A 26,528-nucleotide genomic window follows, 5' to 3' on the forward strand; every position below is an offset into this window, starting at 1 on the left:
CCTCGTACTGGACGTACTTGGGCGATTCGGGCGTGCGTCCAGGCGGGATGCCCGGCGTCGCGCGCCTGGCAAGATCCGCCGGACAGGCCCTAGCCCTGGCCCGGTCCGGCTGTCCGGGCCTGACCCGGTCGTCCGGGCCCGGTCCTCGGGACGCGCCTCAGGGCGCCGGGAACTCCAGCACGGCCAGCACCGGCAGGTGGTCGGTCGCGGCCCGCAGGTCGGCCCCGGTGACCCCGGGCAGCCCGTGCGGCACCCCGCAGCCGAGGACGGTGATCCCGGGCGTGGCGAAGACGGCGTCGATCCGCTGGTAGGGGTTCTCCGGGACGGACGTGAACTCGCCGCCCCAGGGCGCGGTCGGGTACCCGTCCCACATCCGGGAGGCCAGCAGCTGCCAGCCCGGCCCGTCCGGGTGCTCGTTGAAGTCCCCTGCCACGACGCCGTGTTCGGTGATCGCCAGCTGGTCGAGGAGCAGCTCGAACTGCCCGTACCGCTCCTGCGGGTCCAGGCTGAGGTGGCAGCTGGTGACGGTGAAGGGCGCGCTGCCGGGCAGCCGCAGCAGTGCGGTGGCGAAGCCGCGCGCGTGCAGGCCGCGGGTCTTGGGCAGCAGCCGGTCGTGCACGCCCAGCACCTCGACGGCGCCGGGCCGGCCGAGCAGCAGCGGCCCGGCGGCGGTGCGGCCGCCCCCGGCCAGGACGACCGTCCCGGTGTCCCGGGCCAGCCGGGCGGCCTGGCCCTCCGGGCGCCAGTAGCGCGGTGACTCCTGGACGCAGACCAGGTCGGGCGCGCAGGCCCGGATCACCCGCGCCAGCGCCCGCCGGTCGTCGCGCAGCGAACGGATGTTGTAGCTGAGCAGGCGCAGTCGGCGCGGGCCGCCCGGCGGCGGCTCGACGGGTGCGGCGGTCATGGTCCTCCCCTGGTGCGGTGTCCTGGGAAGGACGGTAGTGCGACGGCGGCGGCGCGTCCGGGATTGGTCGGGGCCCGGTCGCACCGCCGCCGGCGGGTCACGACGACTGCTGGGGATCGGTCAGGTGCGGGCGAGGTCCGCCGCGCCGACGATGCCGGCCGCGGAGCCCATGGAGGCCAGCACGACCTCGGCGCGGGGGCGGTGCACCCCGCCGGTCAGGTAGTGCTCGAAGGCCTTGGCGACCGGGTCGAGCAGCAGCCGGCCGGAGTCGGAGACGCCGCCGCCGAGGACGAACACGCCCGGGTCGAACAGCGCGGCGAGGTCGGCCATGCCGCGGCCCAGCCAGTCGGCCAGCTCGGCGTAGCACTCCAGGGCGAGCGGGTCGCCCTCCTCGGCCGCCTCGGTGATGTGGATGCCGCGGATGGTCTCGGCGACGCCGTCGTTGAGGTCCAGCATCCGCTGGCCGCGCACCGGGTCGGCCGCGGCCTTCTCCCGGCCGTAGCGGCGCAGCGCGCGCCCGGAGCCGTACTGCTCCCAGCAGCCCTTGCCGCCGCAGCCGCACTGGAGGCCGTCCGGGACCATGTTGAGGTGGCCGATCTCGCCGGCCACGCCGAAGCGGCCGCGGTGCAGCCGCCCGTCGAGCACGATGCCGCCGCCGATGCCGGTGCCGACGGTGATCAGCACCATGTCCTGGTGCTCGGCGGCCGCGCCGAAGCGGAACTCGGCCCAGGCGGCGCAGTTGGCGTCGTTCTCGACCACCGCGGACAGGCCGGTGAGTTCCTCGATCCGGCCGCGCAGCGGCTCGTTCTCCCAGTCGATGTTGGGCGCGAAGATCACCGTGGAGCGGTTGCTGTCGACGAAGCCGGGGGCTCCGACGCCGACGGCGGTGACACCGGGGTGCTGCTCCTTGAGCTCGCGCACGGCCTGCGCGATGGCGTCGACGGCCCACTGGGGGTCGGCCGGGGTGGGCACCCGGGTCCGCGCCAGGATCGCACCCGCCTCGTCGACCACGCCTGCCGCGATCTTGGTCCCGCCGACATCGACGCCGATGGTCAGAGCCATGTGTCCCTCAGCTATTCACTCGTTCCCGCTGGACGGAACGGTACCGCCCAACCCTGCCCCCGTACACAGCCTCGCATACATTATCCGAAGACAATTCTGGGACAGCCCGGCCGCGATGCTTCAAAAGTCGTATCGATTTTCCTTCTTCGTGACGTACGAGAGCAACCTGGTCACGCTGCGGAATTCACGGATTCACTGCTTGGCGGACGGCCCGTCAGCCCCGTCGGCGCCCTCGGCCCGGCCGGGTGCGTCGAGGTCGATCTTCTCCACCGGCGCCCCCTCCCCGGCCGTCCAGCGCTGCTCGTGCCCGGCCACCGCGGCGCGGTAGGCGGCCAGCAGCTCGGCGCCGGCGGCGGCCAGCCCGGAGCCGGCCGCGGCGAGGTGGGAGTAGACCTCCGGCTGCTGGGTGCGCAGGCGGTCGGCCAGCCCGGAGAGGGTGATCAGGGTGGTGGCACTCGTCTCCTGCGCCTTCTCGCCGACGGCGGTGGCGAACCGGCGCACCTCGTCCACCAGCGGGCCCAGCTCCGGTCCGAACGGGTGGGACGGCCCGCTCCCCTGCTCCGTGCCGGGCTCGGTACGGTCGTCGGTGCTGGTCATCGCGGGCGCCTCCTCAGCCGTGGCCGCACCCCGCGGCCCCGTTCGGGCCGACGCTACCCGACCGGCCGGGCCGCGAGGAAAGGCCGGAAGGCCCGTCAGCCCTGCGGCCAGAGCGACGGGTCGGGTGCGAACCGCACCGACAGCACGCCCTCGTGCAGCCCCGCCCCGGCGACCGTGCAGCGGCGCAGCGCGGCGGGCAGCGGGAGCACCCGGCGGTGGGCGCCGAGGCCGACCACCAGGTCGTCGCCCCGGCGGACCAGGTCCAGCCCGGAGCGGTCGGCGCCGGGCAGGTCGAGGTGCCAGACCAGCAGGCCGTCCTCGGCGAGCCGGTCCTCGACCGGCCAGGGCTGCGGTTCGAGCCGCTCGGGGCCGGGGCCGTCCCCGTACAGCCGGTCGGCGACGGCCTCCAGGGTGCCCTCGGCCAGGCCGGTGACCAGCACCGGGGCGTCGGTCTCGGCGGCGAGCCGGTCCAGCTCCTCCTGGCGGCGGCGGGCCAGCTCGGCCAGCCAGGGGTCGGGCGAGGCGAGGGCGGCGGGCGGCAGCGCGCCGTGCACCACGACGGCGTCCGGCCGGTGGCCGTACAGCGCGAGCCCGGCCCGGACCCGGCCCAGCTGCTCGTACGGGTGGCCGTCGGCGGAGACGACCAGGCGCACGCTGGTGCCCGGGTCGCTGATCGCGGCGCGGGACTCGGCGAGCACCGCGGCGGCCTTGGTGCGCCCCTCGTACAGCCACTCGGCGGGCATCGGGACGCCGGCCAGCCCGGCCAGCAGCGGGCGCAGCGCGCGGGCGGCCTGCCGCTGCTCGGGGACCAGCCGCTCCAGGTAGCGGGTGAGCTGCTCGGGCAGGGCGAGGGTGGCGATCAGCTCGGCGGGTGCCGGGGCGAGCACCACCAGGACGTCCTGGTCGGCGGCGGGCAGCGCGCGCAGCAGGGCGAGCCGGGCGATGCCGGGGAGGGCGGTCAGCTCCTCGGGGTCGAGCTGTTCGGCGCCGAGCAGGTCGAGGGCGGGCTTGAGCCGGCCGGTGAGCTCGCCGACGGCGTAGCGGAAGGCGGCCTGCTCGTCGATCCGGGAGACCGTCAGGCCCGGCGCGTAGCGGAGCGGTTCCGGCTCCAGCCGGGTGCCGAGCGCGGAGTCCAGGGCGCGGTGCGGGTCGTCGGCGGCCAGCAGCCAGGTGCGGTGGCCGCGCCGGGCGGCGTGCAGGGCGGTGGCGGCGGCCACCGCGGGCGCGCCCGCGTCGCCGCTGACCAGGATGGTGCGTGTCGCCGTCATGCCGTCAGCCCCCGTTCCGCCGTGCCCGGGCCCGTCAGCCCTCGACGCGCTTCTTCAGGCCGGCCAGGGCGCGGTCGATGATGACCTTCTCGGCCTTGCGCTTGATCATGCCGAGCATCGGGATCTTGACGTCCACGGCGAGCTGGTAGGTGGCCTCGGTGCGGCCGCCGGACAGCGGGGCGAGGGTGTACGAGCCGTCCAGCGAGCGGAGCATCTGGCTGCGGACGAGGGTCCAGCCGACCTCGCGGTCGCCGTCCCAGGTGTAGGCGAGGGTGTGCTCGTCGCGGATGGCGCCGGCGTCGAGCAGCAGCCGGACCTGCGCGGCGCGGCCGTCCTCTCCGCTCTCCAGGACCTCGATCTCCTTGACCTCTCCGGTCCAGGCCGGGTAGGCGGCGAAGTCCGCGATCACGGCCATGACCGCGGCCGGGGTCGCGTCGATGATGATGCTCGACCTGGTGTGCTCCGCCATGGAAAGGCCCTCCGCCTCGTCCTTCTGCCTGCCCGGTCCGGTCGGGGCACGCTCGGCCCGATCCGCCCGGAGCAGGCTATCGCGACCGGCGATCTCCTCGGCGGCACGGGCACCGGCGGAGGCGGGCGGGGCGTCGGCGGCGGCCGGGGCGGGCCCGTCGGCGGGACGGCCACCGGGGACGGCCACCGGGACGGCCGGCAGGGCATGCTACCGGCCGGTCACCTGTGGGCTGTCGTAGGGTGCCAGTCGAACGACCCGGTCACGGCCTGGTCCGACCCGGCCGGGTGTGACACTTCGAACACCGGGGCCGACCCCCCTGGTCGAAGCTGCCTACCGGGCAGTAACGTCCTGCCGTCCCGCAGCGTCGCGAACGAGGAGCAGTCTTGCTCGACTTCAGCCTTCCGGCCCTCTACCAGGTACCGAGCGGCGGTAACCTCGCCGACCCTGTGCACCGGAACGCCGAGGAGCACCCGGACGTCGCGGTGCTCAGCCGGAAGGTGGACGGCCGCTGGCAGGAGTTGACCTCGGTCCAGTTCCTCGCCGAGGTGCACGCCGCCGCGAAGGGCCTGATCGCCGCAGGCATCGAGCCCGGCGACCGGGTGGGCGTCATGTCCCGCACCCGGTATGAGTGGACGCTGCTGGACTTCGCGATCTGGACGGCCGGCGCGATCACCGTGCCGGTCTACGAGACCTCCTCGGCCGAGCAGGTCGAGTGGATCCTCGGCGACTCCGGCGCCGTCGCCCTCGTCACCGAGACCGACCAGCACGTCAAGGTGGTCGCCGAGGTCCGCGACCGGCTGCCGGAGCTGAAGCACACCTGGCAGATCGAGGGCGGCGCGCTCGCCGCGCTGGCCGAGGCCGGCCGGGGCGTCCCGGACGCGACCGTCCAGGAGCGCCGGGCGATCGCCGGCCCCGACGACATCGCCACCATCGTCTACACCTCGGGCACCACCGGCCGTCCGAAGGGCTGCCAGCTGACCCACGGCAACTTCCTCGCCGAGTGCGGCAACGTGGTCGAGCGTCTGGCCCCGCTGTTCCGCACCGGCGAGAGCTCCGTGCTGCTCTTCCTGCCGCTGGCCCACGTGCTCGCCCGGATCGCCGAGATCGCCCCGGTGATGGCCCCGATCAAGCTGGGCCACGTCTCGGACATCAGGGACGTCACCGCCGAGCTGGCGTCGTTCCGGCCGACCCTGATCCTGGGCGTGCCCAGGGTGTTCGAGAAGGTCTACAACACCGCCCGTGCCAAGGCCCAGGCCGACGGCAAGGGCAAGATCTTCGACAAGGCCGCGGAGACCGCGATCGCCTACAGCCGGGCGCTGGACGCCGGCGGCGCCGGCCTGGTGCTGCGGCTCAAGCACGCCGTCTTCGACAAGCTGGTCTACAGCAAGCTGCGGGCCGCCCTCGGCGGCCGGGCCACCCATGCGATCTCCGGCGGCGCCCCGCTCGGCGAGCGGCTCGGCCACTTCTACCGGGGCATCGGCTTCACCGTCCTGGAGGGCTACGGCCTGACCGAGACCTGCGCGGCCACCGCCTTCAACCCGTGGGACAAGCCGAAGATCGGTACGGTCGGCCAGCCGGTCCCCGGCGCCTCGGTCCGGATCGCCGAGGACGGCGAGGTCTACTTCAAGGGCCCGCACGTCTTCACCGGCTACTGGAACAACCCCCAGGCCACCGCCGACACCCTCAAGGACGGCTGGATCGCCACCGGCGACCTCGGCGCGCTGGACTCCGAGGGCTACCTGACCATCACCGGCCGCAAGAAGGAGATCATCGTCACCGCGGGCGGCAAGAACGTCGCCCCGGCCGTGATCGAGGACCGCATCCGGGCCCACGCCCTGGTCGGCGAGGTCATGGTGGTCGGCGACCGCAAGCCCTTCATCGCCTGCCTGGTCACCGTCGACCCGGACTTCTTCCCGAAGTGGAAGGAGCTCAACGGCAAGCCCGCCACCGCCACGGTCGCCGAGCTCGCCGAGGACCCGGACCTGCTGGCCGCCCTGCAGTCCGCCGTGGACGACGGCAACGCGGCCGTCTCGCACGCCGAGGCGGTCAAGAAGTTCCGCCTGCTGGACACCGAGTTCTCCGAGGAGAGCGGCCACCTGACGCCCTCGCTCAAGCTCAAGCGCAACGTGGTGCTCAAGGACTACGCCGCCGAGATCGAGGCGCTGTACCGGAAGTAGGGCCGCGCCGGCGGCAGTACGGGTACGCCGAAGGGCCCCGGGGACTCCCCGGGGCCCTTCGCGGCGTCGTACCTTCGTACCTTCGTACCCGCGGACTGCCGTACCGGGCGTCAGCCCGCCAGCAGCGAGGTCAGCCGCCCGGCCAGCAGGTCCCAGCGCCAGGAGCGCTCCACCCAACGCCGGCCGGCCTCGCCCATCCGACGGCGCAGCTCCTCGTCCCGCAGCAGCCGGACGATCCGCTCGGCCGAGGCCTCGGCCGAGCCGCCCGGCACCACGTACCCGGTCTCGCCCTCCAGCACCGCGTCCGGCGCCCCGCCGGAGTCCCCCGCGACCACCGGCAGCCCGGTCGCCGAGGCCTCCAGGTAGACGATCCCCAGGCCCTCCACGTCCAGCCCCCCGCGCCGGGTCCGGCACGGCATCGCGAAGACGTCCCCGGCCCCGTAGTGGGCGGGCAGCTCGGCCCACGGCACCGAGCCGGTGAACCGCACCGAGTCCCGGACCCCCTCGGCATCCACCAACTTCTCCAGGTCCGCCCGGTACGGCCCGCCGCCGACGATCAGCAGCACCGCGTCCGGCACGTCGCGCAGGATCAGCGGCATCGCCTCGATCAGGGTGTCCTGGCCCTTGCGCGGCACCAGCCGGGAGACGCAGACCACCACCGGCCGGTCCGCCAGCCCCAGCCGCCGGCGCACCTCGGCGCCCCCGGAACCGGGGTGGAAGGTCGTCTCGTCCACGCCCGGCGGCAGCTGCACCATCCGGGCCGCGGCCCGCGGCCCGACCGCGGCGGCGATCCGCGAGCGGGTGTACTCGCCCAGGTAGGTCAGCACGTCGGTGCCCGCGCCGATCCGCCGCAGCAGCTGCCGGGAGCCCGGCAGCTGGGCCCAGGCGGCCTCGTGCCCGTGGGTCATGCCGAGCAGCCGCCCGGCCCCGGCCCGGCGCAGCGCGGGCGCCATCAGGCCCAGCGGGGCGGCCGCCCCGAACCAGACCGAGTCGCACTTCTCGGCGCGCAGGATCTCGGCGGCCCGCCGGGTGACCCGGGGTGTGGGAACCATCACCTTCGTGCGGTCCCGGATCACCGGGAACGGCTGCTCGGCGTCGAAGGCGCGCACCTCGGTACCGTCCCGCCAGGTCGAGGCGTACACCACGACGCTCCCTGCGGGCTGACGGACGGCCATGTTGTGCACGAAGGCCTGGATGCCTCCCGGGCGGGGCGGGAAGTCATTGGTGACGATCAAGGTTCTGTGCATCAGGCCACGGCTCGCTCGGTCGGGGGGGTGCTCGGTGTACCGCTGGGTGATCCGTACGATAGGTCAACACCATGACCCGCCGGGAACGGAACCGCGCACGGCAACCGTTTGACCCCCGGGTCAGTCCTAGTACCTAGGCCGCGGATGCGGCGGCCCGGGCGTCCGTCCGTACGACGCCTCCGGTGAGGACGTCGAGACGAACGAGGGAGCGCAGTGGAGTTGGCCCCGGCCACCGAGTCCGGTACTTCGCGCGGCCGCCTCGGCCGCCCGCTCGGGGCGCTCGCCGCCCTCGGGGCGACCTGGGTGGCCACCCGCACCGTACTGGTGCTGCTGATGACCGGGGTGCTGAAGGCTCCCGGCGGCGACGTCACCGCCGACGTCTGGATGATCTACCACGCCTGGTACGGCGTGCTGCAGACCGGCACCTTCCCGTTCGACGACGTCACCTGGCAGTACCCGCCCGGCGCCGCCCTGGTGATCCTGCTGCCGGGCCTGCTGCCCTGGTCGTACCTGACCTCGTTCTGGGTGATCTGCGGGATCGCCGACGCCGCCGCGGCCGCGCTGCTGATCCGCACCGGGCTGCGCCGGGGCCGGGCGCTGACCGGCGCCTGGCTGTGGGTGGTCGCCGTACCGCTGCTCGGCCCGATGATCTACAACCGCTTCGACCTGCTGGTCACCGCGCTCGCCTTGGCCGGCCTGCTGGCGCTGATCCGCCGCCCGGCGATCGGCGGGCTGCTGCTGGGCCTGGGCGGCATCGTCAAGATCTGGCCGCTGCTGGGCCTGATCGGCACCCCGTCCGGCCGCCGTACCCGCCGTTCCTGGACGCTGGCCGCCGCCACGGCGGTCTCGGTCGGCTTCCTGCTGGCGGCCGGGATGAACGGCGCCTTCGGCTTCCTGGCCTTCCAGGGGGCCCGCGGCATCGAGGTCGAGTCGGTGGGCGCGCTGCCGCTGCACATCGCCCGGCTGGCCGGGGGCTGGGACGGCAAGGTCACCATGAACTACGGCTCCCCCGAGATGCTCGGGCCGTGGGTCAGCGTGATCAGCAAGGTGATGATGGCCGGCACCGTGCTGGGCTTCCTCTGGCTGCTGCTGTGGCGCTTCACCGCCCGTCGGCGCAACGCCGCCACCATGTACGACGCGGCGCTCTGCGCGCTGCTGATCTTCGTGGTGACCAGCCGGGTGATCAGCCCGCAGTACCTGGTCTGGCTGGTCGGCGTCGCGGCGGTCTGCCTGACCGTGCGCGGCACCAGCCAGCGGCCGGTGGCGCTGCTGATCCTGCTCGCCTGCCCGCTCACCCTGCTCGAGTTCCCGACCTTGTTCACCCAGGTCCTGAACAGCGAACCGCTCGCGGTCGCCGTGCTGGGCCTGCGCAACCTGCTGCTGCTGACCGCCGCCGTGCTCTCCGGCATCCGGCTCTGGCGCTCCACCCGCGCCTCGACGGCCCTGGCGCCCACCGTGGTCCTGGCCGAGCCCCCGGCCCTGCCGGCTTCCTCCGGGTACCCGGTCCGCCCGGGCATCGCCTACGAGCAGGACCTGCTGGACGGCATCGACCACCCGGCCGGGCGGTAAGCGGCAGGGGGCCTTCGCTAGCCCTTCAAGGCCTCGACCTCGGCCCGCCAGAGCCCGGTGAACTCGGCCAGTCCGAGGCCCAGTTCGGACCGTAGCAGCCGGTCCGTCCGGTGCGTCCGCTCCTCGCCCGCCCCGTCGGCCGCGCCGACCGCCCGGTAGAAGGCGACCAGCCGCTGCGTCCCGTACCGGCGGGCGATCAGCTCGCAGGCCAGCCAGGACTGCTCGTAGGCCTGGGCGATGCCGTCGGCGCCCGCGGTGAAGTCCGCGTCGGCGGGCAGCGCGGCGGGCAGCTTCCCGGCGGCGACGTCCCGGGCCAGCTCGGGGGCGATCTGCTGCGGGCGCCGGCCGGAGTCCCGGTAGGCCGTCCAGTCGGCGACGCCCTCGGAGAGCCACAGCGGGGTCCAGGCCCGGGTGTCGGCCCGGGTCGCGACGTGGGTGGTCTCGTGGGTGACGACCACCTGGCGGCCGAAGTCGCTGAGCTTCGCGAAGGCCTCGGGGTTGATCACCACCCGGTCCGCCGGGGTGTGCCGGGGGGCGCCGGGGGCGGCCACGGTGACCGCCGCCATGCCCGTCCAGCCCGCCGGGTCGGCCTCCAGCAGCCGGGCGAACTGCGGCTCGGTGGCGGGCAGTTCCAGCAGCAGCCGGCCGGGCCAGGCGTCGCCCCAGACCGCGCTGACGGCCGGCACCGCCTTGTCCCCCACCGGGACCAGCCCGGCCGGGTCGGGCCCGTCGGCCAGGCCGAGCACCAGGCAGCGGGCTCCGGCGGCGGTGCGGACCGGGCCGAGGTCCCACGGCGCCGGGGGCCCACCGGCGCCCTCCTCGCGCTCGACCCGCCAGCCGCCCCGGTCCCGGACCAGCTCGATCCGGCGCGGGTACACCACCGGGTACTCGTCGTACCCGGCGATCCGCAGCGCCAGCTCGACGGACGCGCCCTGCCGCTCCGGCCCGGCGGGCGGTGAGAGCACCAGGTTCCGGTACACCGCCTCGGCCCCGGTCAGCCCCGACCGGGCGGGCAGCGAGCGTGCCCGCGCCGCCAGCAGCGCGGCGACCTCGGCCTGCCGGTCGACGGCCCGCCCGCCCGGCGGCGGCGGGGCCACCGGGGGCAGCGACAGCTGGGCCAGTCCGCCGGCCGCCAGCAGCAACGCACCGCGCCGGGACAGCACCCGGCGCGCGGGGTCTATCGGGTGGGGGCCGTCCGGCCCGGAGGGCGTCGCGCTCAGAGCCGGACCACTCCCGAGACCGGCATCGCGTTGACGCTCTCGTACCGGACCTTGGCACCGGGGTACGGGGCGTGCACCATCACACCGCCGCCGGCGTACATCCCGACGTGGTGCATGTCCCGGTAGAAGATCACCAGGTCTCCCGGCCGCGCTTCGGAGAGGCTGATCCGCTGCCCGGCGTACGCCTGGGCCTGCGAGGTCCGCGGCAGGGTCACTCCGGCCTGCCGCCAGCTGTAGTACATCAGACCGGAACAGTCGAAGGCACGCGGCCCGGTGGATCCGTAGACGTAGGGCGAGCCGACCATCCGCACCGCGGCGGCCAGCGCGGCCGCCCCGCGCTCGGAGGCGGCCGGGGCGTTGCCGAGGTCCAGCCGGTCGGTGCCGCGGGTGGCGCGCTGCTCGGCCTCCCGGGCGTCCTGGGCGACCATCCGGTTCCGCTCGACGGCGCCCAGGCTGTTGAGCAGCTTCTGCGCCTTGGCGAGGCGCTGCTGGATCTGCTGCTTGTTCTCGGCGAGCGAGCGGCGGGCCTCGTCCAGTTCGGCGAGCTTGGCGGCGGTCTCGGTGCGGCGCTGGTCGAGCCGGCGCTGACGGGTGACCAGCTCGTGCAGGGTCTCCTGCTGGCGCTCGGCGGCCTGGCCGAGGGTGCGGGCGCGGGTGAGGTAGGCCTCCGGGTCGCTGGAGAGCATCAGCTGGGCGGTCTGGGTCATCCCGCCGCCCCGGTACTCGGCCCCGGCGACCGTGGCGAGGTCCCCGCGCAGCTCGTTGAGCTGCTCCTGGGCGGCGGCGACCTCGCCCTGGAGGATCGTGGTCTCGCCCAGCAGCCGCTTCTGCGCCTCCTGCGCGGCGTTGTACTTCTCCGAGGCCTGTTCGGCCTCGTCGTACAGCTGCTCGACCTGGGCCTTGACGTCCTTGCGGTCGGGCGCGTCCGGCGCCCCGGGGGCGGCCTGGGCGCTGCCGGCGGTCGCCACACCCAGGGCCGTGGTGGCGGCCGCGGTCAGTACCAGCGCACGGGCGAGCAGTTGGGAACGACGGTGCACGGGCATGCGGCAACGGCTCCAGTCCTGCGGCGCGGCCCCGCGGCCGCGCCCCGGTGGGCGGCCGTCGAGCGGGAGTCCGGTGGCAGACGTTAGCGAGTCCGGGCAAGTGAGTCCAAACCCCTACCGACCCGAATATTTGACCCCTAATCGGACACCAGGTCGAGCCGCCGGAAAAGCCGCAGGCCCGGCCCTCCGTGACGGAGGACCGGGCCCGTGAACGCGTGGCCGGGGATCAGACCCGCACGATGGAGGCCAGCGGCATGTTGGAGACGGCCTCGTAGCGCACCGACGCACCCGGCTTGGGAGCGTGCAGCACCTGGCCGTTGCCCGCGTAGATGCCGACGTGGTGGGCGTCGCCGTAGAAGATCAGCATGTCGCCGGGCTGGGCCTGGGAGATGTCCGAGCCGATCCGGGTGCCGGCGCCGGCCTGCTCCTGCGAGGTGCGCGGCAGCGACACCCCGGCCTGGTTGAACGCCCAGACCATCAGGCCGGAGCAGTCGAAGGAGCTGGGGCCGGTGGCGCCCCAGACGTACGGGCTGCCGACCTTGGTGGCGGCGGCGGCCAGCGCGGCGGCACCGTGCGAACTGCCCGGGGCGATCTTGACCGGCGCGGCGGTGGAGCCCGAGCCGAGGTCGCTGCGGCTGCTGTCGCGCGAGGCGCGGTCCGGGGCGGCGGCCTTCGCGGCGGCGTCCGCCTTGGCCTTGGCGTCGGCGGCGGCCTTGTCCTCGGCCGCCTTGATCGCCTGGCGCTCCTGCTCGGTCAGCGTGTTGAGCAGGTCCTGGGCGGCCTTGAGCTTGTTCTGGACCTCGTCCTTGGAGGCCTTCAGCTGCTGGGTCGTGGACTCCAGCTCGCCGAGCTTGCCCTGGGCCTCGGTGCGGTCCTGGTCCAGCTTGCGCTGCTGGTCCTGGAGCTGCTTGAGCTGGTTCTTCTGGGTGCTGCCCGCCTGGTTCAGCGCGCCGGCCTGGTTGAGGAAGTTGTCCGGGCTGGAGGAGAACATCAGCTGGACCGTCGGGGATATGCCCCCGTTGCGGTACTGCTCGCCGGCGATCTCGGCCAGGCCGCCCTGGAGGTCGGTCACCTGGGCCTGCTGGCGGGCCACCTGGTCCTGGAGGCCGGAGACCTGCTTCTCCAGCTCCTGCTGCTTCTCCTGCGCGGCGTTGTACTTCTCGGTCGCCTGCTCGGCCTGCTCGTTGAGCTGGTCGACCTGCTCCTTGACCTGGTCCTTGGTCGGCTGCGGGTCGGCGTGCGCGCCGGACTGCGCGGAGAGCGCGACGGCGGCGGCGGCGAAACCGGTCAGGATCGAGACGCGGGTACGGCTGGCGGGCTTGGGACGACGATGGGACGCCACGAAGGCGGACTCCTTCTTCCTACGCCGCCTACCGGGTGAGCTGACGGGTTCGGGCCGGAAGCATGCCCTACGACGCCTCACCGGCCTCACCTACGGCCGACCTGGCGCCGATTCACCCCGGAGGAACGTGTGGTTCCCCGGCTCCGCTCCACAGCGCCCCCGACTACTGGGCTCCCCTGTCGGGCAGTCGCTTCGACCTGCCCCGCTGTTTCGCGAACTCGGCGGTAACCACCGCCGCCACCCAGGCTGGGTGATCGACTGTGCGGTGGTTCGGAGCACGACCCTAGTAACTGAACCGTGATCCGTTCAAATCCTTGTCAGAAAAAAGACGGAAGATTACCCATGTTCTTTTGTGAAAATGACTGATGGTGATCACCGGCGCACGCAAAGCTGATCGACTCTCACCCTCCGGCCCGCCCGGTCCGCAAACCCGGAGCGCCACCCCCGACCGGAGGTGGCGCGGATCACAGGGCCGGAACCGGCCCCTCGGGGAGGTACCGGAGCGTCAGATCCGGCGGATCGTGTTGATCGACATCGCGTCGGCCTTCATCACCTTCACCACGTCACCGGTGTGCGGCGCGTGGACCACCATGCCGTTGCCGATGTACATCCCGACGTGGTGCATGTCGCCGCCGTAGATCACCAGGTCACCCGGCTGGGCGGTGGCCAGCGTCACGGCGGTCCCGATGTGGCCCTGCTCCTGCGAGGTGCGCGGCAGCGAGACGCCGGCCTGGCCGTACGCCCAGACCATCAGGCCCGAGCAGTCGAAGGTGGAGGGCCCGGTGGCGCCCCACACGTACGGCGAACCCTGCTTGCTCATCGCCTTGGCCACCGCCACGGCGGCGTAGCCGCTGGCCGGCGGCAGGTTGCTGAGGTCGACCCGGTCGGCGCCGCGGGAGGCGCGGTCGTCCTGCTGCTGCTGGGCCCGGAGCGCGGCCCGGTCGGCGGCGCTGAGCGAGTTCAGCAGGTCCTGGGCGGTCTTCAACTTGGTGTTGACGTCCGCCTTGGCCTGGTTGAGGTCCTTGGTGGTGGAGTCCAGGGAGGCGAGCACGGCGGCCGCCTCGGCCTTCTCCTGGTCCAGCCGGCGCTGCTGGTCGAGCAGGCCCTTGAGCGCCTCGGTCTGGGTGGTGCTGGCCTGCTGGACGCTCGACGCCTTGTCCAGGTAGCCGGACGGGTCGGAGGAGAGCATCAGCTGGACGGACGGGTCGATGCCGCCGGTGCGGTACTGCTCGCCCGCGACCTGGGCCAGGCCCACCTGGAGCTGGCTCATCTGGTCCTGGCTGCGGGCCACCTGGTCCTGGAGCTGGTCGGCCTGCTTGCGGAGCTGGTCGGAGCGCTCCTTGGCGCCGTTGTACTTCTCGGCCGCCTGCTCCTGCTCCTGCTGGAGCTGGTCGATCTGCGCCTTGACGTCACTCTTGTTCGGCTGCGGCGCGGCATGCGCGGCGACCTGGGCGGAGAGGGCGACCGCGGTCGCAGCAGCAGCGGTGAGCACGGAGACCCGCGCGCGGCTCGGCTGCTTGGGACGGCGGTGGGAGGCCAAGGGACCGGCTCCTTCTTCCATCGGACTCACCTGATCAGGTGAGATTCCGGAAAATAGGTTTGACGCCAGACCCTAGTGAAGATCTACCCGTTTTGCCACTCCCCCGAAGGCGTGAACTCCGGTTCCCCCACTGACTTCACCGGATCCGCACACCCGCACGGAAGCCCCACTGACCTGCCGTCACAGCCCCCGTCCCGACTCCGACCCGGCTCGGGGCCGGCTCAGGGCCGGGCCAACCGGTTCAGCAGCAGCACCGAGGCCACCGGGCGCGCACCCGCCTTCCGCACGCCCTCCGCGACCTCCCGGTCGGTGGAGACCACCACCACCGGACGGCCCTGCGGCTCGGCCCGGACCAGACGGCGGATCAGCTCGTCCGCGGTCTCGCCGGTCCGGCTGAACCGTACCCGCACCCCGCGCGGCGGCGCCATGATGACCGGTACGTCCAGGTCCTGCCCGTCGAACACACAGGTGACCTCCGCCTGGGTGCGCTGGGCCAGCATCGCCAGCCCGCCCAGCAGCCGGATCCGCTGCTGCTCCAGCGGCAGCGCCGGGTACCCGGTCTTGGTCACGTTGTAGCCGTCCACCACCAGGTGCACCTGGGGGATCGCCAGCAACTGGTCCAGCAGCGCCGGGTCGTCCTCGGCCAGGCCGCGCCGGGCCACGTCGTGCGGCGAGGCCGACCCCGGCACCACCGCCTCCACCAGGTCCGCCGGGCGGAGCTGGGAGACCGGCAGCGCCAGCTCCCGCTGGAGGCCCTGCGCCGACTGCAGCACGGTGTCCAGCAGCAGCCGCAGCCGCATGTCCTCGACGCTGCGGCCCTCCCGGGCCGAGCGGCGGCCCTGCTCGACCGCGGTCTCCAGTTCGGAAACCCGGTGCCGCAGCCGCCGCGCCTCGGACTCGGCCGCGCTGCGCTCCCCGGTGGCCTGCGCCCGCGCCGCCTCCAGCTCCCCGGTCACCCGCCGGGTCTCGGCCTGCGCCCGCCGGGTGTCGCTCTCCAGCGACCGCACCTTCTTGCGCAGCGACTCGGCCTCCCGCCGGACGCCCTCGAACTCCGCGCGCTGGCGGTCCAGGTCCGCCCGCGCCGCGGCCCGCACCTCGGCCAGCTCGGCCTGGAGCTTCTCCACCTGCCGGGCGGCCTCCGCCGCCGCGTCCTCGGCGCCGGCCCGCTCGGCCTCCTCGCCCGCCTCGGCGACCAGTCGGCTCCAGCCGGGCGAGCGCACCAGGTAGGCGGCGGCCGCGACGTCCATCGGATCGGCGGCGCCGGGGACGGTGCCCGACTCCAGCGCCTTCACCAGGTCCGGCTGGCCCAGCCGCAGCCGCTCCGCTATCCGCACCCGGAAGGCCGGCTCGGACTCCAGCGCCGCCGCCAGCGCGGTGGCCGCGTACTTGGCCCGCCGCGCGGGGGTGAACTTGACGTACTGACGCAGGCTCTGCGGCAGCTCCCCGGGCGGCAGCCCGCCCAGCGCGTCCGAGGCCAGCCCGACCACCCGCCGGCGCACCCCTTCGGGCAGCGGCCGGTCCAGCTTCTCGGGCGCCCGCTCGGCACCCGCGCCGGCCGGGGCCCCGCCGGCGTCCCCCGGGAGGTCGGTCTCGGACCGGACCGGCCCGGTGGCCGGCTCCGGTGCCGGCGCAGCGGGCTGAAGCCCCTGCGCTTCGCCGGGCTCCCTCGCTGCGTCCACCACGTCCTCGGCTCCGATCCTGGTCCAGCGGGTGCGGCCGCGGCCGCCCCTGTCGTCACGCTCCGTGCGTCTTGTCTGTATTGTCCCGTGCGGTGGACGGCGGTGTCGCGCACCGCCCACCGCACCGGAGGGGTCAGCCCTGCGTGGTGGGGGCCTCCGCGGCCTCGGCACCCGGACGGGCCACCAGCTCGACCTGGTCCACCGCGTTGCACCAGCGGCAGCGCACGGACTCCACGGTCTCGCTGTGCACCTCGGTCTCCTCGACCCGGGATTCGCCGGCCAGGTCGAAGTGCAGGAACTCGGTGACCCGCGCGGAGCGGGTCACGTCGAAGCGGGTGAGGTTGCCGCACAGCGTGCAGCGCCAGCGCGTCTCGGCGGTCGGAGCGGGGACGGTCATCGGGGGTCCTCTCGGCTGGTCCCTGGGCGGGCCGGGCGCTCCCCCGGAGCCCCGGCGTCGGCGGCGGGAGGCGGGAATGCCCGCCCCAAGCCTATTGCCTGGGGCAACCACGAGGACCACCGGTCAGCTGAGATGACCGGAGTCCGTCCCGCCCCGCCGGACGGACCAGTAGTCCACCTGCCGTAAACCGCCGTGTCACCTGCCGCGCCCGGAGGGATGCTTGGCCGCATGGCGCTCACGGCCCCCGACCACACCGACGCGCGGGACGGCCGCCCGGCGCTGCCCGCCCCGGCGGTCACCTACGCCCTGATCGCGGTCAACACCCTGGTCTTCCTGCTCGGCCCGGCCGCCGGCCTCAACCCCCTGTACGGCACCGGCCAGGCCCGGATCTGCGCCGAGCAGCGGTACGAGCAGCGCTGGGGCGCCGTCCCCGCCGAACTGCTGACCGGCCACCCGCTGACCGCCGGACAACTGGCCGAGGCCCCCGACCCGGTCCCCGGCTGCCCCGCCGCCCCCACCCCGGGCAAGCACCCGGCGGTGTCCGCCCTCACCGGCCTCTTCCTGCACGCCGGCTGGCTGCACCTGCTGGGCAACCTGCTCTTCCTGCACGTCTTCGGCCCGACCGTCGAACGCCGGGTCGGCCGGGCCAGGTACCTCCTCTTCTACCTGGCCGCCGGCTGCACCGCCTCGTACGGCTTCGCGCTCGCCGAGGCGCACTCGCCCGACTCCACCCGGGTCCTGATCGGCGCCTCGGGCGCGATCTCCGCCGTGCTCGGCGCCTACCTGCGCTTCCACCCGCGGGCCCGGGTGACCACCCTCGTCCCGCTGCTCCTCTTCCTCCCGCTGCGCTTCCCGGCCTGGCTGGTGCTCGGCCTCTGGTTCGCCCTGCAGTGGTGGTCGGTGCACTCGGCCGGGCCCGGAGTGGCCTACCTGGTGCACGTGATCGGCTTCTCGGCGGGCTTCCTGTACGCCTGCACGGTGGTCGGCCACCCCCCGAGACGCCCCGGCTGAGGCCCGATACGCTGGCCGCACCCCATCAAGGAGCCCGAACTGTGATCACCGCCATCGTCCTGATCAAGACCAGTGTCGACCGCATCCCTGAGATCGCCGAGGCCATCGCCGCGATCGAGGGCGTCAGCGAGGTGTACTCGGTGACCGGCGGGTACGACCTGGTGGCGATGGTCCGGGTGCGCCGCCACGACGACCTGGCCGAGGTCATCCCGGGCCGGCTCAACAAGGTCCCGGGCGTGGCCCACACCGAGACCCAGATCGCCTTCCGCACCTACTCCCAGCACGACCTGGAAGCGGCCTTCGCCCTCGGCCTGGACGAGTAGGACTCAGCTCGCGCGACGCGTGTCGGCGACGCAACGGCCGCCCTCGTTGCGGTAGTTCCACGCCGCGCCGTCCGAGACCAGCTCGCGGACCGCGGCCAGGAAGCGCTCGACGTGCTCGTCCGGCGTGCCGGCGCCGAAGCTCACCCGGATCGCGTTCAGGCTGCGCTCACCGGGCAGCGAGGGCTCGGGCGCCCCGCACTCGGAGGGCGCCACGTCCTCGTCCCCGAGCAGGGTGCGCACCAGCGGGTGGGCGCAGAACAGCCCGTCGCGCACGCCGATGCCGTACTCGGCGGACAGCGCGGCCGAGAAGTGCGAGCTGTTCCAGCCCTGGACGACGAAGGACAGCACGCCCACCCGGGCCGAGCCGGCCCCGAACAGGTTCAGCACCCGGACCTCGGGGATCTCCGCCAGCCCCGCCGTCAGCCGCTCGACCAGCTCCCGCTCCCGGGCCTCCAGCGCGTCGAAGCCGGCCTCGGTGAGCGCCCGACAGGCCGAGGCGATCGCGTAGGCGCCGATGACGTTGGGCGAGCCGGCCTCGTGCCGGGCCGGGCCGGTGTGCCACTGCACCGCCACCGAGCCGTCCAGCTCCCGGGCCACCGTCCGGGTCGCCCCGCCGCCGGCCAGGTAGGGCTCGGCCGCGTCCAGCCAGTCGGAGCGCCCGGCCAGCACCCCGGCGCCGAACGGCGCGTACAGCTTGTGGCCGGAGAAGGCGATCCAGTCGACGCCCAGTTCGCGCACCGAGACCCGGTGGTGCGGGGCCAGCTGGGCGGCGTCCAGCACCACCCGGGCGCCGTACCGGTGCGCGGTCCCGGTCAGTTCGGCGACCGGCCACAGCTCGCCGGTCACGTTGGAGGCGCCGGTGACGCACAGCAGCTTCGGGCCCTCCGGCGCCGCGGCCAGCGCCTCCTCCAGCGCGGCCACCGCCTCGGCCCGCGAGCGCGGCGCCCGCAGGTAGCAGACCTCCAGCCCGGCGTGCGCCCACGGCAGCAGCGAGGCGTGGTGCTCGGTCTCGAAGGCGAACACCCGGGTGCCGGCCGGGACGGCGGCGGCCAGCAGGTTGAGCGAGTCGGTGGTGGCGCGGGTGAAGACCACCTGGTCGCCCTCGCGCAGGTCGAGGAACTCGGCGACGGTCCGGCGGCTCTGCTCGAACAGGTCGGTGGACAGCTGGGAGAGGTAGCCGGCGCCGCGGTGCACGCTGCCGTAGTAGGGGGCGTAGGCGGCGACGTCTTCCCACACCCGCTGGAGGGCCGGCGCGCTGGCCGCGTAGTCGAGAGCCGCGTAGCCGACCTTCTCACCGCTGACGAGCGGGACCTCGACGTCGTGGCCGAGGACGGCGAGCGGGGCGGTGGTTCCGAGGGAGAGGGACATGAGGATGCACTCCTTCACGGGTAAGGGACCCCGGGAGTGCTGATCGTCCGGTGTCCGCGCTTGTCGCGCGGACGGCTTGCCCGGCGACCCGGTCCTCACCCAGGGCACCCCGCCACGGACGGAGGGTTGCCGGACAGCGAGCTGGGGCTTCGCGCTGTCACTCATGACCTGGCGAAGACTCTAGGTCGGGTACGTCGGACGGTCAAACAGGCATCCACCATCCGGACAGCCTCCTCGGCGCGCCCCTCCGGCTCGGGGCGGGCAGCCGGAGGGCCCGTGCCGACGCATCGACACGGGCCCTCAACTACCGGCTCAGATCCGGCTGGTGGCCTCGGACCAGCGCCGCAGCAGGTCCTGCGCCCGGCCGGAGTCGATCGCCTCGGCCGCCCGCACCATGCCCGCCGCGAGCTGCTCCGCCAGCGGGGCGTCGCCCAGCTCCAGCGCGACCAGCGCCGCCGCCGTGTTCAGCAGGACGGCGTCCCGCACCGGCCCGCGCTCCCCGGCCAGCAGCCGGCGCGCGACCTCGGCGTTGTACGCGGCGTCGGCCCCGCGCAGCGCCTCGATGCCGACCAGCTCGATGCCGACGTCCCGCGGGTCGAACGTGGTCTCGGTGACCACGCCGTCGCGCACCACCCAGACCCGCGAGGTGGTGGTGATGGTCAGCTCGTCCAGCCCGTCGTCGCCGCGGAACACCAGCGCGGTCGCCCCGCGCCGGGCGAGCACCCCGGCGATCAGCCCGGCCAGCCGGGTGTCGAAGCAGCCGATGGCGTGCGAGGTGACCTTCGCCGGGTTGGTCAGCGGGCCGAGGATGTTGAAGGCGGTGGGCACCCCGAGGTCGCGCCGCGCGGTGGCGGCGTGCCGCATCGAGGGGTGGAACTTCGCCGCGAAGCAGAAGGTGAGCCCGACCTCCTCGGCCACCTGGGCCACCCGCCGGGAGGAGAGGTCGAGTGCCACCCCGAGCTTCTCCAGCACGTCCGAGGAGCCGCTGGACGAGGAGGCCGCCCGGTTGCCGTGCTTGACCACCTTGGCCCCGGCCGCCGCGGCGACGATCGCCGACATGGTCGAGATGTTGACGGTCTTCGCCCGGTCCCCGCCGGTGCCGACGATGTCGACCGCCGGGCCGGGGATGTCCAGCGGCTCGGCGTGGTCGTACATCGCGTCCACCAGGCCGGCGATCTCGTCGACCGTCTCGCCCTTGGCCCGCAGCGCCACCATGAACCCGGCCACCTGGACGGGGGACGCCTCGCCGCTCATGATCCGGTCCATCGCCCACGCGGTGGACGAGCGGTCGAGGTCCTCCCCCTTCAACAGAGCCGCCAGGATGTCCGGCCAGGTGCGGACCACCTGCGCGGGGTCGGTACCACCGTTCGCAGGGTTCACGTTCACCATGGCTGACTCCAGCTGTAGTCGGTTCCCCCGCGCCGGGGGGACGTCCGTACGGATGGAGCCAGCCTATCGAGCGGCGGGGTGCCGACGGCGCCCCCTTCTCCAGGACTGAGACGGCACCGCTCAGCGCGTGGCCGGGGCCCGCTTGGCCAGCCGGGCCCGCAGCAGGGTGGCGACCGCCTCGGCCAGCGCCACCGGCTCGACCGGGTGGGAGATCGCGGCATCGGCCCGGCTCCAGGCGGCGAGCCAGGAGTCCTGCGGCCGGCCGATCAGCACCAGCACCGGCGGGCACCCGTAGATCTCGTCCTTGAGCTGGCGCCCGAGGCCGAGGCCGCCGGCCGGCACCGCCTCGCCGTCCAGCACGCACAGGTCGACGCCGCCCTTCTCCAGCGCCTTGATCACCGCGGGGGTGGTCGCGCATTCGAGGTAGGACAGCTCCGGAAGATCCTCGGCGGGGCGACGGCCGAGCGCCGTCAGCACCTGCTCGCGGGTGTTGCGGTCGTCGCTGTAGACGAGGACGGTGAGCGTCTCGTCGGTCGTGTACGCCATGGACCCTGCTCCCTCAAGTGTGATCCGGACCACGTTCACCTGATCCGGATGCTACTCCCGTTTCCCCCGTCGCCGGTCCCCCTCGCGCACGTTCCCCCTCAAGCCGCCGCGCCCGTGACTCACCCGCTCGGAGGACGGCCCGTCACCCGGACCCGCCCGGTCCACCCGGACGGCGGATGCGGCGCCCCGCCCCCCTACGGCAGGACACTGGGCCGACCGTGCAACGACGCGCCGGGCAACGGGGTCGCGGGCCCCTCCGAGGAACCGTCAGAAAAGGGACACGCCGCTGCTCAGCCCTCGTCCGGACCCTCCGTCGGCCTTCAAGCGGGCATACCGCACGCACCGGACACTCCGAGGGACACCCCCCGACGTGAAGACGGAATAAGGGACCGACATAATGTCCGTCGTGGCGACAGCAACAGCAACAGAAACCGGGCACGCGCACGGATCGGTCAATCGACCGAACATGGTCAGCGTCGGAACGATCGTCTGGCTCAGTTCCGAGCTGATGTTCTTCGCGGCCCTCTTCGCGATGTACTTCACGCTCCGCTCCGTCAAGGGAGCCGAGTTCTGGGCCGAGAAGGCGCACGCCCTCAACGTGACGTTCTCCTCGATCAACACCACGATCCTGGTGCTCTCCTCGCTCACCTGCCAGCTCGGCGTATTCGCCGCCGAGCGCGGTGACGTGAAGAAGCTCCGCGGGTGGTTTGCCCTCACGTTCTTCATGGGCGCGATCTTCATCGGCGGCCAGGTCTACGAGTACACCGAGCTGGTCAAGAACGACGGCCTCTCGCTGTCCTCCGACCCGTACGGCACGGTGTTCTACCTGACCACCGGCTTCCACGGTCTGCACGTGACGGGCGGTCTGATCGCCTTCCTGCTGGTCCTGGGACGGACGTACGCAGCCAAGCGCTTCACGCACGAGCAGGCCACCGCCGCGATCGTCGTGTCCTACTACTGGCACTTCGTCGACGTCGTGTGGATCGGCCTGTTCGCGACCATCTACCTGATCAAGTAACCAGCTGATCAGGTCGCTGGCCACCGGCAGCGGCCCCCGCCCTCACCGGCGACGGGCCGCTTCTGCCGGTGCCGACGCTCCCACCGACCGACCGCGCGCGCAGCCTTGGACAGGCAACCTCGTGCCGGCCAGACCGGCCGCCGGGTGCACCCACCAGTCGACCAGATCCTGACACCGGGGTTATTCCGTGAAAAAGCTCTCCGCACGACGGCGCCACCCATTGGCGGCGCTGGTCGTCCTACTTCTCGCCCTGGCGGCAACCGGGGGGCTGTACGCCGCGTTCGCGCCCGCCGACAAGGCGCAGGCCGACGTCGCCGCGCAGTCGCTCGCGATCGATGAGGGCAAGAAGCTCTTCGCCGTGGGCTGCTCCTCCTGCCACGGCCTGAACGGCCAGGGCAGCAGCGACGGTCCGAGCCTGGTCGGCGTGGGCTCCGCCGCTGTCGACTTCCAGGTCGGCACCGGTCGCATGCCGGCCCAGCAGCCCGGTGCCCAGGTGCCGCGCAAGAAGGCCATCTACAGCCAGAGCGAGATCGACCAGCTCGCCGCGTTCGTCCAGTCGCTCGGCCCCGGCCCGATCACGCCGGACGCGAAGCAGTACACCTCGACCAACCCGGACGACATCTCCAAGGGTGGCGAGCTGTTCCGCACCAACTGCGCCCAGTGCCACAACTTCGCCGGCCAGGGCGGTGCCCTGACGAAGGGCAAGTACGCCCCGTCGCTGGAGGGCGTGGACGCCAAGCACATCTACGAGGCCATGCAGACCGGCCCGCAGCAGATGCCGTCGTTCCCGGACAGCACCATGCCCGAGGAGCAGAAGAAGCAGATCGTGGCCTTCGTCCGCCACACCACCAACGATGAGCCCAACCCCGGCGGTCTCACCCTGGGCAGCCTCGGTCCGGTGACCGAGGGTCTGTTCGGCTGGATCTTCGGCCTCGGCACGCTCATCGCGGTCGCGATCTGGGTCGCCGCCCACACCACCAAGGCCAAGAAGTCATGAGCCACGACATGTCAGAAGAGAAGCTCCCGGAGCCGCACGGCTCCGCCGGCGAGGTGGCCGACCACGGCAACCCGTTCGCCGACCCGGGCCTGCCGGCCCACGAGCCCCGCCGCACCGACATCGACGAGCAGGCCGCCAAGCGGGCCGAGCGCCAGGTCTCGCTGATGTTCGTGGTCTCGATGCTCGCGACGATCGGCTTCATCGCCTCGTACGTGGCCATCGACCCGGACAAGATCGTCTACATCTTCCCGCTGGGCCACGTCAGCGCGCTGAACTTCGCGCTCGGCCTGACCCTGGGCGTCGCGCTGTTCATGATCGGCGCGGGCGCGGTCCACTGGGCCCGCACCCTGATGTCGGACGTCGAGCTGCCGGCCGAGCGTCACCCGATCGAGGCCTCCGACGAGGTCCGCAACGACGTCATCGACCAGTTCAAGACCGGTGCCGCCGAGTCCGGCTTCGGTCGCCGCAAGATGATCCGCAACACCCTCATCGGGTCGATGGCGCTGGTCCCGCTCTCCGGCGTGGTCCTGCTCCGCGACCTCGGCCCGCTGCCGGAGAAGAAGCTCCAGGAGACGGGCTGGAAGGAGGCCACCCCGGCCAAGCCGGTGCAGCTCGTCAACATGAGCACCATGCAGCCGATGAAGCCCGAGGACCTCGTGATCGGCTCGCTGACCTTCGCGATGCCGGAGGGGCTCACCACCCACGACGAGGACTTCCAGCAGCGCATCGCCAAGGACGCCCTGATGCTGGTGCGCATCGCGCCGGAGGACATCAAGGACGACAAGTCCAAGGAGCTGGGCTTCGAGGGCATCCTCGCCTACTCCAAGATCTGCACCCACGTCGGCTGCCCGATCAGCCTGTACGAGCAGCAGACCCACCACGCGCTCTGCCCCTGCCACCAGTCGACCTTCGACCTGGCGGACGGCGCGCGCGTCATCTTCGGCCCCGCCGGCCACCCGCTGCCGCAGCTGAAGATCACCACTGACGAGCAGGGCAACCTGATCGCCACCGGCGACTTCGAGAAGCCTGTCGGCCCGAGCTTCTGGGAGCGTGCTCGATGAGTAGCGCGAGCAGCACCAAGACCGGTGCCGCCAAGCCCTCCAGCACGCGTGCGAACCCCGCCAACAAGTGGGAGTCCGCGGCTGACTGGACGGACGGCCGGCTGGGGATCTACTCCCTCGCCAAGGCCAACCTGCGCAAGATCTTCCCGGACCACTGGTCCTTCATGCTGGGCGAGATCTGCCTCTACACCTTCGTCATCATCATCCTGACCGGTGTCTACCTGACGCTGTTCTTCAAGCCGTCGATGGCCGAGGTCGTCTACAACGGCTCGTACGTGCCGCTCAAGGGCATCGGGATGTCCGAGGCGTACGCCTCGACGGTGGACATCAGCTTCGAGATCCGCGGCGGTCTGCTGATCCGCCAGATCCACCACTGGGCCGCCCTGGTCTTCGTGGCCGCGATGCTCGTGCACATGATGCGCGTGTTCTTCACGGGCGCGTTCCGCAAGCCGCGCGAGATCAACTGGGTCTTCGGCTTCCTGCTGCTGGTCCTCGGCATGTTCGACGGCTTCTTCGGCTACTCGCTGCCGGACGACCTGCTGTCGGGCACCGGTATCCGCTTCATGGAAGGCGCGATCCTCGCGGTCCCGCTGGTCGGCACCTACATCCAGATGTTCCTGTTCGGGGGCGAGTTCCCCGGCCACGACATCGTGCCGCGGTTCTTCACCATCCACGTCCTGCTGATCCCGGGCATCATGCTCGGCCTGCTGGTCGCGCACCTGATCCTGGTCTTCTACCACAAGCACACCCAGTGGGCGGGCCCGGGCAAGACCGAGAAGAACGTCGTCGGCATGCCGCTGATGCCGGTCTACATGGCCAAGGCCGGTGGCTTCTTCTTCCTGGTCTTCGGCATCATCGCCGCCATCTCGGCGATCGCCACGATCAACCCGATCTGGGCGTACGGCCCGTACCGTCCGGACCAGGTGTCGACCGACGCCCAGCCCGACTGGTACATGGGCTTCTCCGAGGGCCTGATCCGCGTCATGCCGGGCTGGGAGATCAGCCTGTGGGGCCACACCCTGAACCTGGGTGTCTTCGTCCCGCTGATGATCTTCCCGCTGGTCCTGGTCGCGATCGCGGTCTACCCGTTCATCGAGGGCTGGATCACCGGCGACAAGCGCGAGCACCACATCCTGGACCGCCCGCGCAACGCCCCGGTCCGCACCGCCCTGGGTGCCGCCTGGATCAGCCTGTACCTGGTGCTGCTGGTCGGTGGTGGCAACGACCTGTTCGCCACCCACCTGCACCTGTCGATCAACTCGATCACCTACTTCGTGCGCGCCGGCTTCTTCGTGGTGCCGGTCATCACCTTCATCGTCACCAAGCGCTGGTGCCTCGGCCTCCAGCGCCGCGACAAGGAGAAGGTGCTGCACGGCCGCGAGACCGGCGTCATCAAGCGCCTGCCGCACGGTGAGTTCATCGAGGTACACGCCCAGCTGCCGGCGAAGGACCTGCACACCCTCACCGCGCACGAGCAGAACCAGCCGGTCGAGCTGCCGGCCCAGACGGACGAGAACGGCGTGGCCCGCAAGGCCGGCGCGCTCACCCGCACCCGGGCCAAGCTCTCCCGCGGCTTCTACGGCGAGGGCAGCCAGATCCCCAAGCCCACCGCCGAGGAGCACCACGAGATCACCAGCGGCCACGGCCACCACTGATCCCGTACGCGCCCGCGTCACCCCGAGGGCCGCTGACCAGAGTTCATCTGGTCGGCGGCCCTCGGCCTTTGCCCCTCCGCCGGTACCCCTCTGCCAGTCCCCCTGCCGGCCCCGCATCCGCCGCGTCCCCAGGAGCCACCCGTGCAGCTGTCCGTCGACCCCGCCGCCGCCACTCCCCCGTACGAGCAGATCCGCGCCCAGATCGCCGAGCGGGCCCGCTCCGGTGCGCTGCCGACCGGGCTGCGGCTGCCCACCGTGCGGGCCCTCGCCGAGGAGCTGGGGCTGGCCGCCGGAACGGTCGCCCGGGCCTACAAGGAGCTGGAGGCGGACGGCGTGGTGGAGACCCACGGCCGGCGCGGCACCCTGATCGCGGCCACCGGGGACGCCGCCCACCGGCTGGCCGCCGAGGCCGCCGCCGAGTACGCCGAACGCGCGAGCCGGCTGGGCCTGTCCCACCCGGAGGCCCTGGCCGCCGTGGTCACCGCCCTGGGCCTGGCCTACCCGCAGGCCTGAGGGCCCGGCCCGGGCCCTGGGAGGCGGCCTCGGCCGGACCGGGCCTAGGGCCTGTCCGGCGGATCTTGGCAGATCAGCGCGCGGCGTTGGGCGCCCGGCTGGGCGTGCGCCCGAGTCGGCCTCGTACTGGACG

24 protein-coding genes and 2 riboswitches are annotated in these 26,528 nt (G+C 73.0%); of the genes, 9 read left to right on the top strand and 15 right to left on the bottom strand.

Going from position 1 to position 26,528, the window contains the following annotated elements:
- Window positions 1-157 precede the first annotated feature (157 nt).
- From ACFY2K_RS41550 to ACFY2K_RS41570, 5 genes are all read right to left on the bottom strand, one after another.
- Window positions 158-904 (bottom strand): endonuclease/exonuclease/phosphatase family protein, encoded by a 747-nt coding sequence (locus tag ACFY2K_RS41550; protein WP_380644561.1) that lies wholly within the window; start codon window positions 902-904, stop codon window positions 158-160.
- 120 nt (window positions 905-1,024) lie between these two features.
- Window positions 1,025-1,966 (bottom strand): ROK family glucokinase, encoded by a 942-nt coding sequence (locus ACFY2K_RS41555; RefSeq protein ID WP_375893276.1) that lies wholly within the window; start codon window positions 1,964-1,966, stop codon window positions 1,025-1,027.
- A 192-nt stretch (window positions 1,967-2,158) separates the two neighbouring features.
- On the bottom strand, window positions 2,159-2,563 hold the full coding sequence (locus tag ACFY2K_RS41560; protein WP_375893278.1) for a DUF5304 family protein: 405 nt from the start codon (window positions 2,561-2,563) through the stop codon (window positions 2,159-2,161).
- A 95-nt stretch (window positions 2,564-2,658) separates the two neighbouring features.
- Window positions 2,659-3,831, bottom strand: coding sequence for an ArsA family ATPase (locus ACFY2K_RS41565; protein WP_375893280.1), 1,173 nt, complete (start codon window positions 3,829-3,831; stop codon window positions 2,659-2,661).
- Window positions 3,832-3,865: 34 nt separating this feature from the next.
- The gene (locus ACFY2K_RS41570) at window positions 3,866-4,300 is read right to left on the bottom strand and encodes an SRPBCC family protein (protein WP_375893282.1); all 435 of its coding nucleotides are present in this window, start codon (window positions 4,298-4,300) and stop codon (window positions 3,866-3,868) included.
- A 383-nt stretch (window positions 4,301-4,683) separates the two neighbouring features.
- Between ACFY2K_RS41570 and ACFY2K_RS41575 the strand changes: the two genes are divergently transcribed.
- Entirely contained in the window at window positions 4,684-6,477 is a 1,794-nt protein-coding gene (locus ACFY2K_RS41575) for an AMP-dependent synthetase/ligase (protein WP_380529854.1), read from the top strand.
- 110 nt (window positions 6,478-6,587) lie between these two features.
- Here the strand turns inward: ACFY2K_RS41575 and ACFY2K_RS41580 are convergent, their stop codons facing one another.
- On the bottom strand, window positions 6,588-7,724 hold the full coding sequence (locus ACFY2K_RS41580) for a glycosyltransferase family 4 protein (RefSeq protein ID WP_387717999.1): 1,137 nt from the start codon (window positions 7,722-7,724) through the stop codon (window positions 6,588-6,590).
- Window positions 7,725-7,937: 213 nt separating this feature from the next.
- Here ACFY2K_RS41580 and ACFY2K_RS41585 point away from each other — a divergent pair, with 213 nt between their 5' ends.
- Window positions 7,938-9,293: a glycosyltransferase 87 family protein gene (locus ACFY2K_RS41585; RefSeq protein WP_380529850.1), complete on the top strand. Its 1,356-nt coding sequence runs from the start codon at window positions 7,938-7,940 to the stop codon at window positions 9,291-9,293.
- A gap of 17 nt (window positions 9,294-9,310) precedes the next feature.
- Here ACFY2K_RS41585 and ACFY2K_RS41590 read toward each other — a convergent pair whose 3' ends face one another.
- The 6 genes from ACFY2K_RS41590 to ACFY2K_RS41615 form a co-directional block, all read right to left on the bottom strand.
- Window positions 9,311-10,456: a hypothetical protein gene (locus ACFY2K_RS41590; protein ID WP_380644558.1), complete on the bottom strand. Its 1,146-nt coding sequence runs from the start codon at window positions 10,454-10,456 to the stop codon at window positions 9,311-9,313.
- Between the two features lie 53 nt (window positions 10,457-10,509).
- Entirely contained in the window at window positions 10,510-11,556 is a 1,047-nt protein-coding gene (locus ACFY2K_RS41595) for an NlpC/P60 family protein (protein WP_375893290.1), read from the bottom strand.
- Between the two features lie 226 nt (window positions 11,557-11,782).
- Complete coding sequence (locus ACFY2K_RS41600; RefSeq protein ID WP_380529846.1) at window positions 11,783-12,898, bottom strand: NlpC/P60 family protein; 1,116 nt, start codon at window positions 12,896-12,898, stop codon at window positions 11,783-11,785.
- Between the two features lie 10 nt (window positions 12,899-12,908).
- Window positions 12,909-13,064, bottom strand: a riboswitch (cyclic di-AMP (ydaO/yuaA leader).
- A 339-nt stretch (window positions 13,065-13,403) separates the two neighbouring features.
- Window positions 13,404-14,438, bottom strand: coding sequence for an NlpC/P60 family protein (locus ACFY2K_RS41605; RefSeq protein ID WP_375893294.1), 1,035 nt, complete (start codon window positions 14,436-14,438; stop codon window positions 13,404-13,406).
- 221 nt (window positions 14,439-14,659) lie between these two features.
- Window positions 14,660-15,961 carry an NYN domain-containing protein gene (locus ACFY2K_RS41610; RefSeq protein ID WP_375893323.1) on the bottom strand — a complete coding sequence of 434 codons (1,302 nt, stop codon included), beginning with the start codon at window positions 15,959-15,961 and terminating at the stop codon, window positions 14,660-14,662.
- Between the two features lie 289 nt (window positions 15,962-16,250).
- Window positions 16,251-16,514 (bottom strand): hypothetical protein, encoded by a 264-nt coding sequence (locus ACFY2K_RS41615; protein ID WP_375893296.1) that lies wholly within the window; start codon window positions 16,512-16,514, stop codon window positions 16,251-16,253.
- A gap of 228 nt (window positions 16,515-16,742) precedes the next feature.
- Here ACFY2K_RS41615 and ACFY2K_RS41620 point away from each other — a divergent pair, with 228 nt between their 5' ends.
- Together ACFY2K_RS41620 and ACFY2K_RS41625 are read left to right on the top strand one after the other, a co-directional pair.
- Complete coding sequence (locus ACFY2K_RS41620) at window positions 16,743-17,525, top strand: rhomboid family intramembrane serine protease (protein ID WP_380529843.1); 783 nt, start codon at window positions 16,743-16,745, stop codon at window positions 17,523-17,525.
- A gap of 41 nt (window positions 17,526-17,566) precedes the next feature.
- Entirely contained in the window at window positions 17,567-17,848 is a 282-nt protein-coding gene (locus ACFY2K_RS41625) for an Lrp/AsnC ligand binding domain-containing protein (protein ID WP_030240061.1), read from the top strand.
- Between the two features lie 3 nt (window positions 17,849-17,851).
- Here ACFY2K_RS41625 and ACFY2K_RS41630 read toward each other — a convergent pair whose 3' ends face one another.
- The 3 genes from ACFY2K_RS41630 to ACFY2K_RS41640 form a co-directional block, all read right to left on the bottom strand.
- Window positions 17,852-19,216, bottom strand: a complete 1,365-nt coding sequence (locus tag ACFY2K_RS41630) for an aminotransferase class V-fold PLP-dependent enzyme (protein ID WP_387718005.1) — start codon at window positions 19,214-19,216, stop codon at window positions 17,852-17,854.
- 51 nt (window positions 19,217-19,267) lie between these two features.
- A riboswitch (SAM riboswitch) is annotated at window positions 19,268-19,385 on the bottom strand.
- Window positions 19,386-19,528: 143 nt separating this feature from the next.
- Window positions 19,529-20,605, bottom strand: coding sequence for an anthranilate phosphoribosyltransferase (gene trpD, locus ACFY2K_RS41635; protein ID WP_375893302.1), 1,077 nt, complete (start codon window positions 20,603-20,605; stop codon window positions 19,529-19,531).
- A 120-nt stretch (window positions 20,606-20,725) separates the two neighbouring features.
- A complete protein-coding gene (locus tag ACFY2K_RS41640; protein ID WP_375893304.1) occupies window positions 20,726-21,151 on the bottom strand; it encodes a hypothetical protein in 426 nt (141 codons plus the stop codon).
- 397 nt (window positions 21,152-21,548) lie between these two features.
- Between ACFY2K_RS41640 and ACFY2K_RS41645 the strand changes: the two genes are divergently transcribed.
- From ACFY2K_RS41645 to ACFY2K_RS41665, 5 genes are all read left to right on the top strand, one after another.
- Window positions 21,549-22,169, top strand: coding sequence for a heme-copper oxidase subunit III (locus tag ACFY2K_RS41645; protein WP_375893306.1), 621 nt, complete (start codon window positions 21,549-21,551; stop codon window positions 22,167-22,169).
- A 187-nt stretch (window positions 22,170-22,356) separates the two neighbouring features.
- The gene (locus tag ACFY2K_RS41650; RefSeq protein ID WP_375893308.1) at window positions 22,357-23,166 is read left to right on the top strand and encodes a c-type cytochrome; all 810 of its coding nucleotides are present in this window, start codon (window positions 22,357-22,359) and stop codon (window positions 23,164-23,166) included.
- 8 nt (window positions 23,167-23,174) lie between these two features.
- Window positions 23,175-24,227, top strand: a complete 1,053-nt coding sequence (locus ACFY2K_RS41655) for a Rieske 2Fe-2S domain-containing protein (protein WP_375893309.1) — start codon at window positions 23,175-23,177, stop codon at window positions 24,225-24,227.
- On the top strand, window positions 24,224-25,882 hold the full coding sequence (locus tag ACFY2K_RS41660) for a cytochrome bc complex cytochrome b subunit (protein WP_380529837.1): 1,659 nt from the start codon (window positions 24,224-24,226) through the stop codon (window positions 25,880-25,882). The genes ACFY2K_RS41655 and ACFY2K_RS41660 overlap by 4 nt, the downstream gene beginning before the upstream one ends.
- Before the next feature lie 141 nt (window positions 25,883-26,023).
- Window positions 26,024-26,395: a GntR family transcriptional regulator gene (locus tag ACFY2K_RS41665; protein WP_375893312.1), complete on the top strand. Its 372-nt coding sequence runs from the start codon at window positions 26,024-26,026 to the stop codon at window positions 26,393-26,395.
- Window positions 26,396-26,528: the final 133 nt, after the last annotated feature.

The sequence above is a fragment of the Kitasatospora sp. NPDC001309 genome, from assembly GCF_042896295.1.
In the GTDB taxonomy this organism is placed as follows: Bacteria; Actinomycetota; Actinomycetes; order Streptomycetales; family Streptomycetaceae; genus Kitasatospora.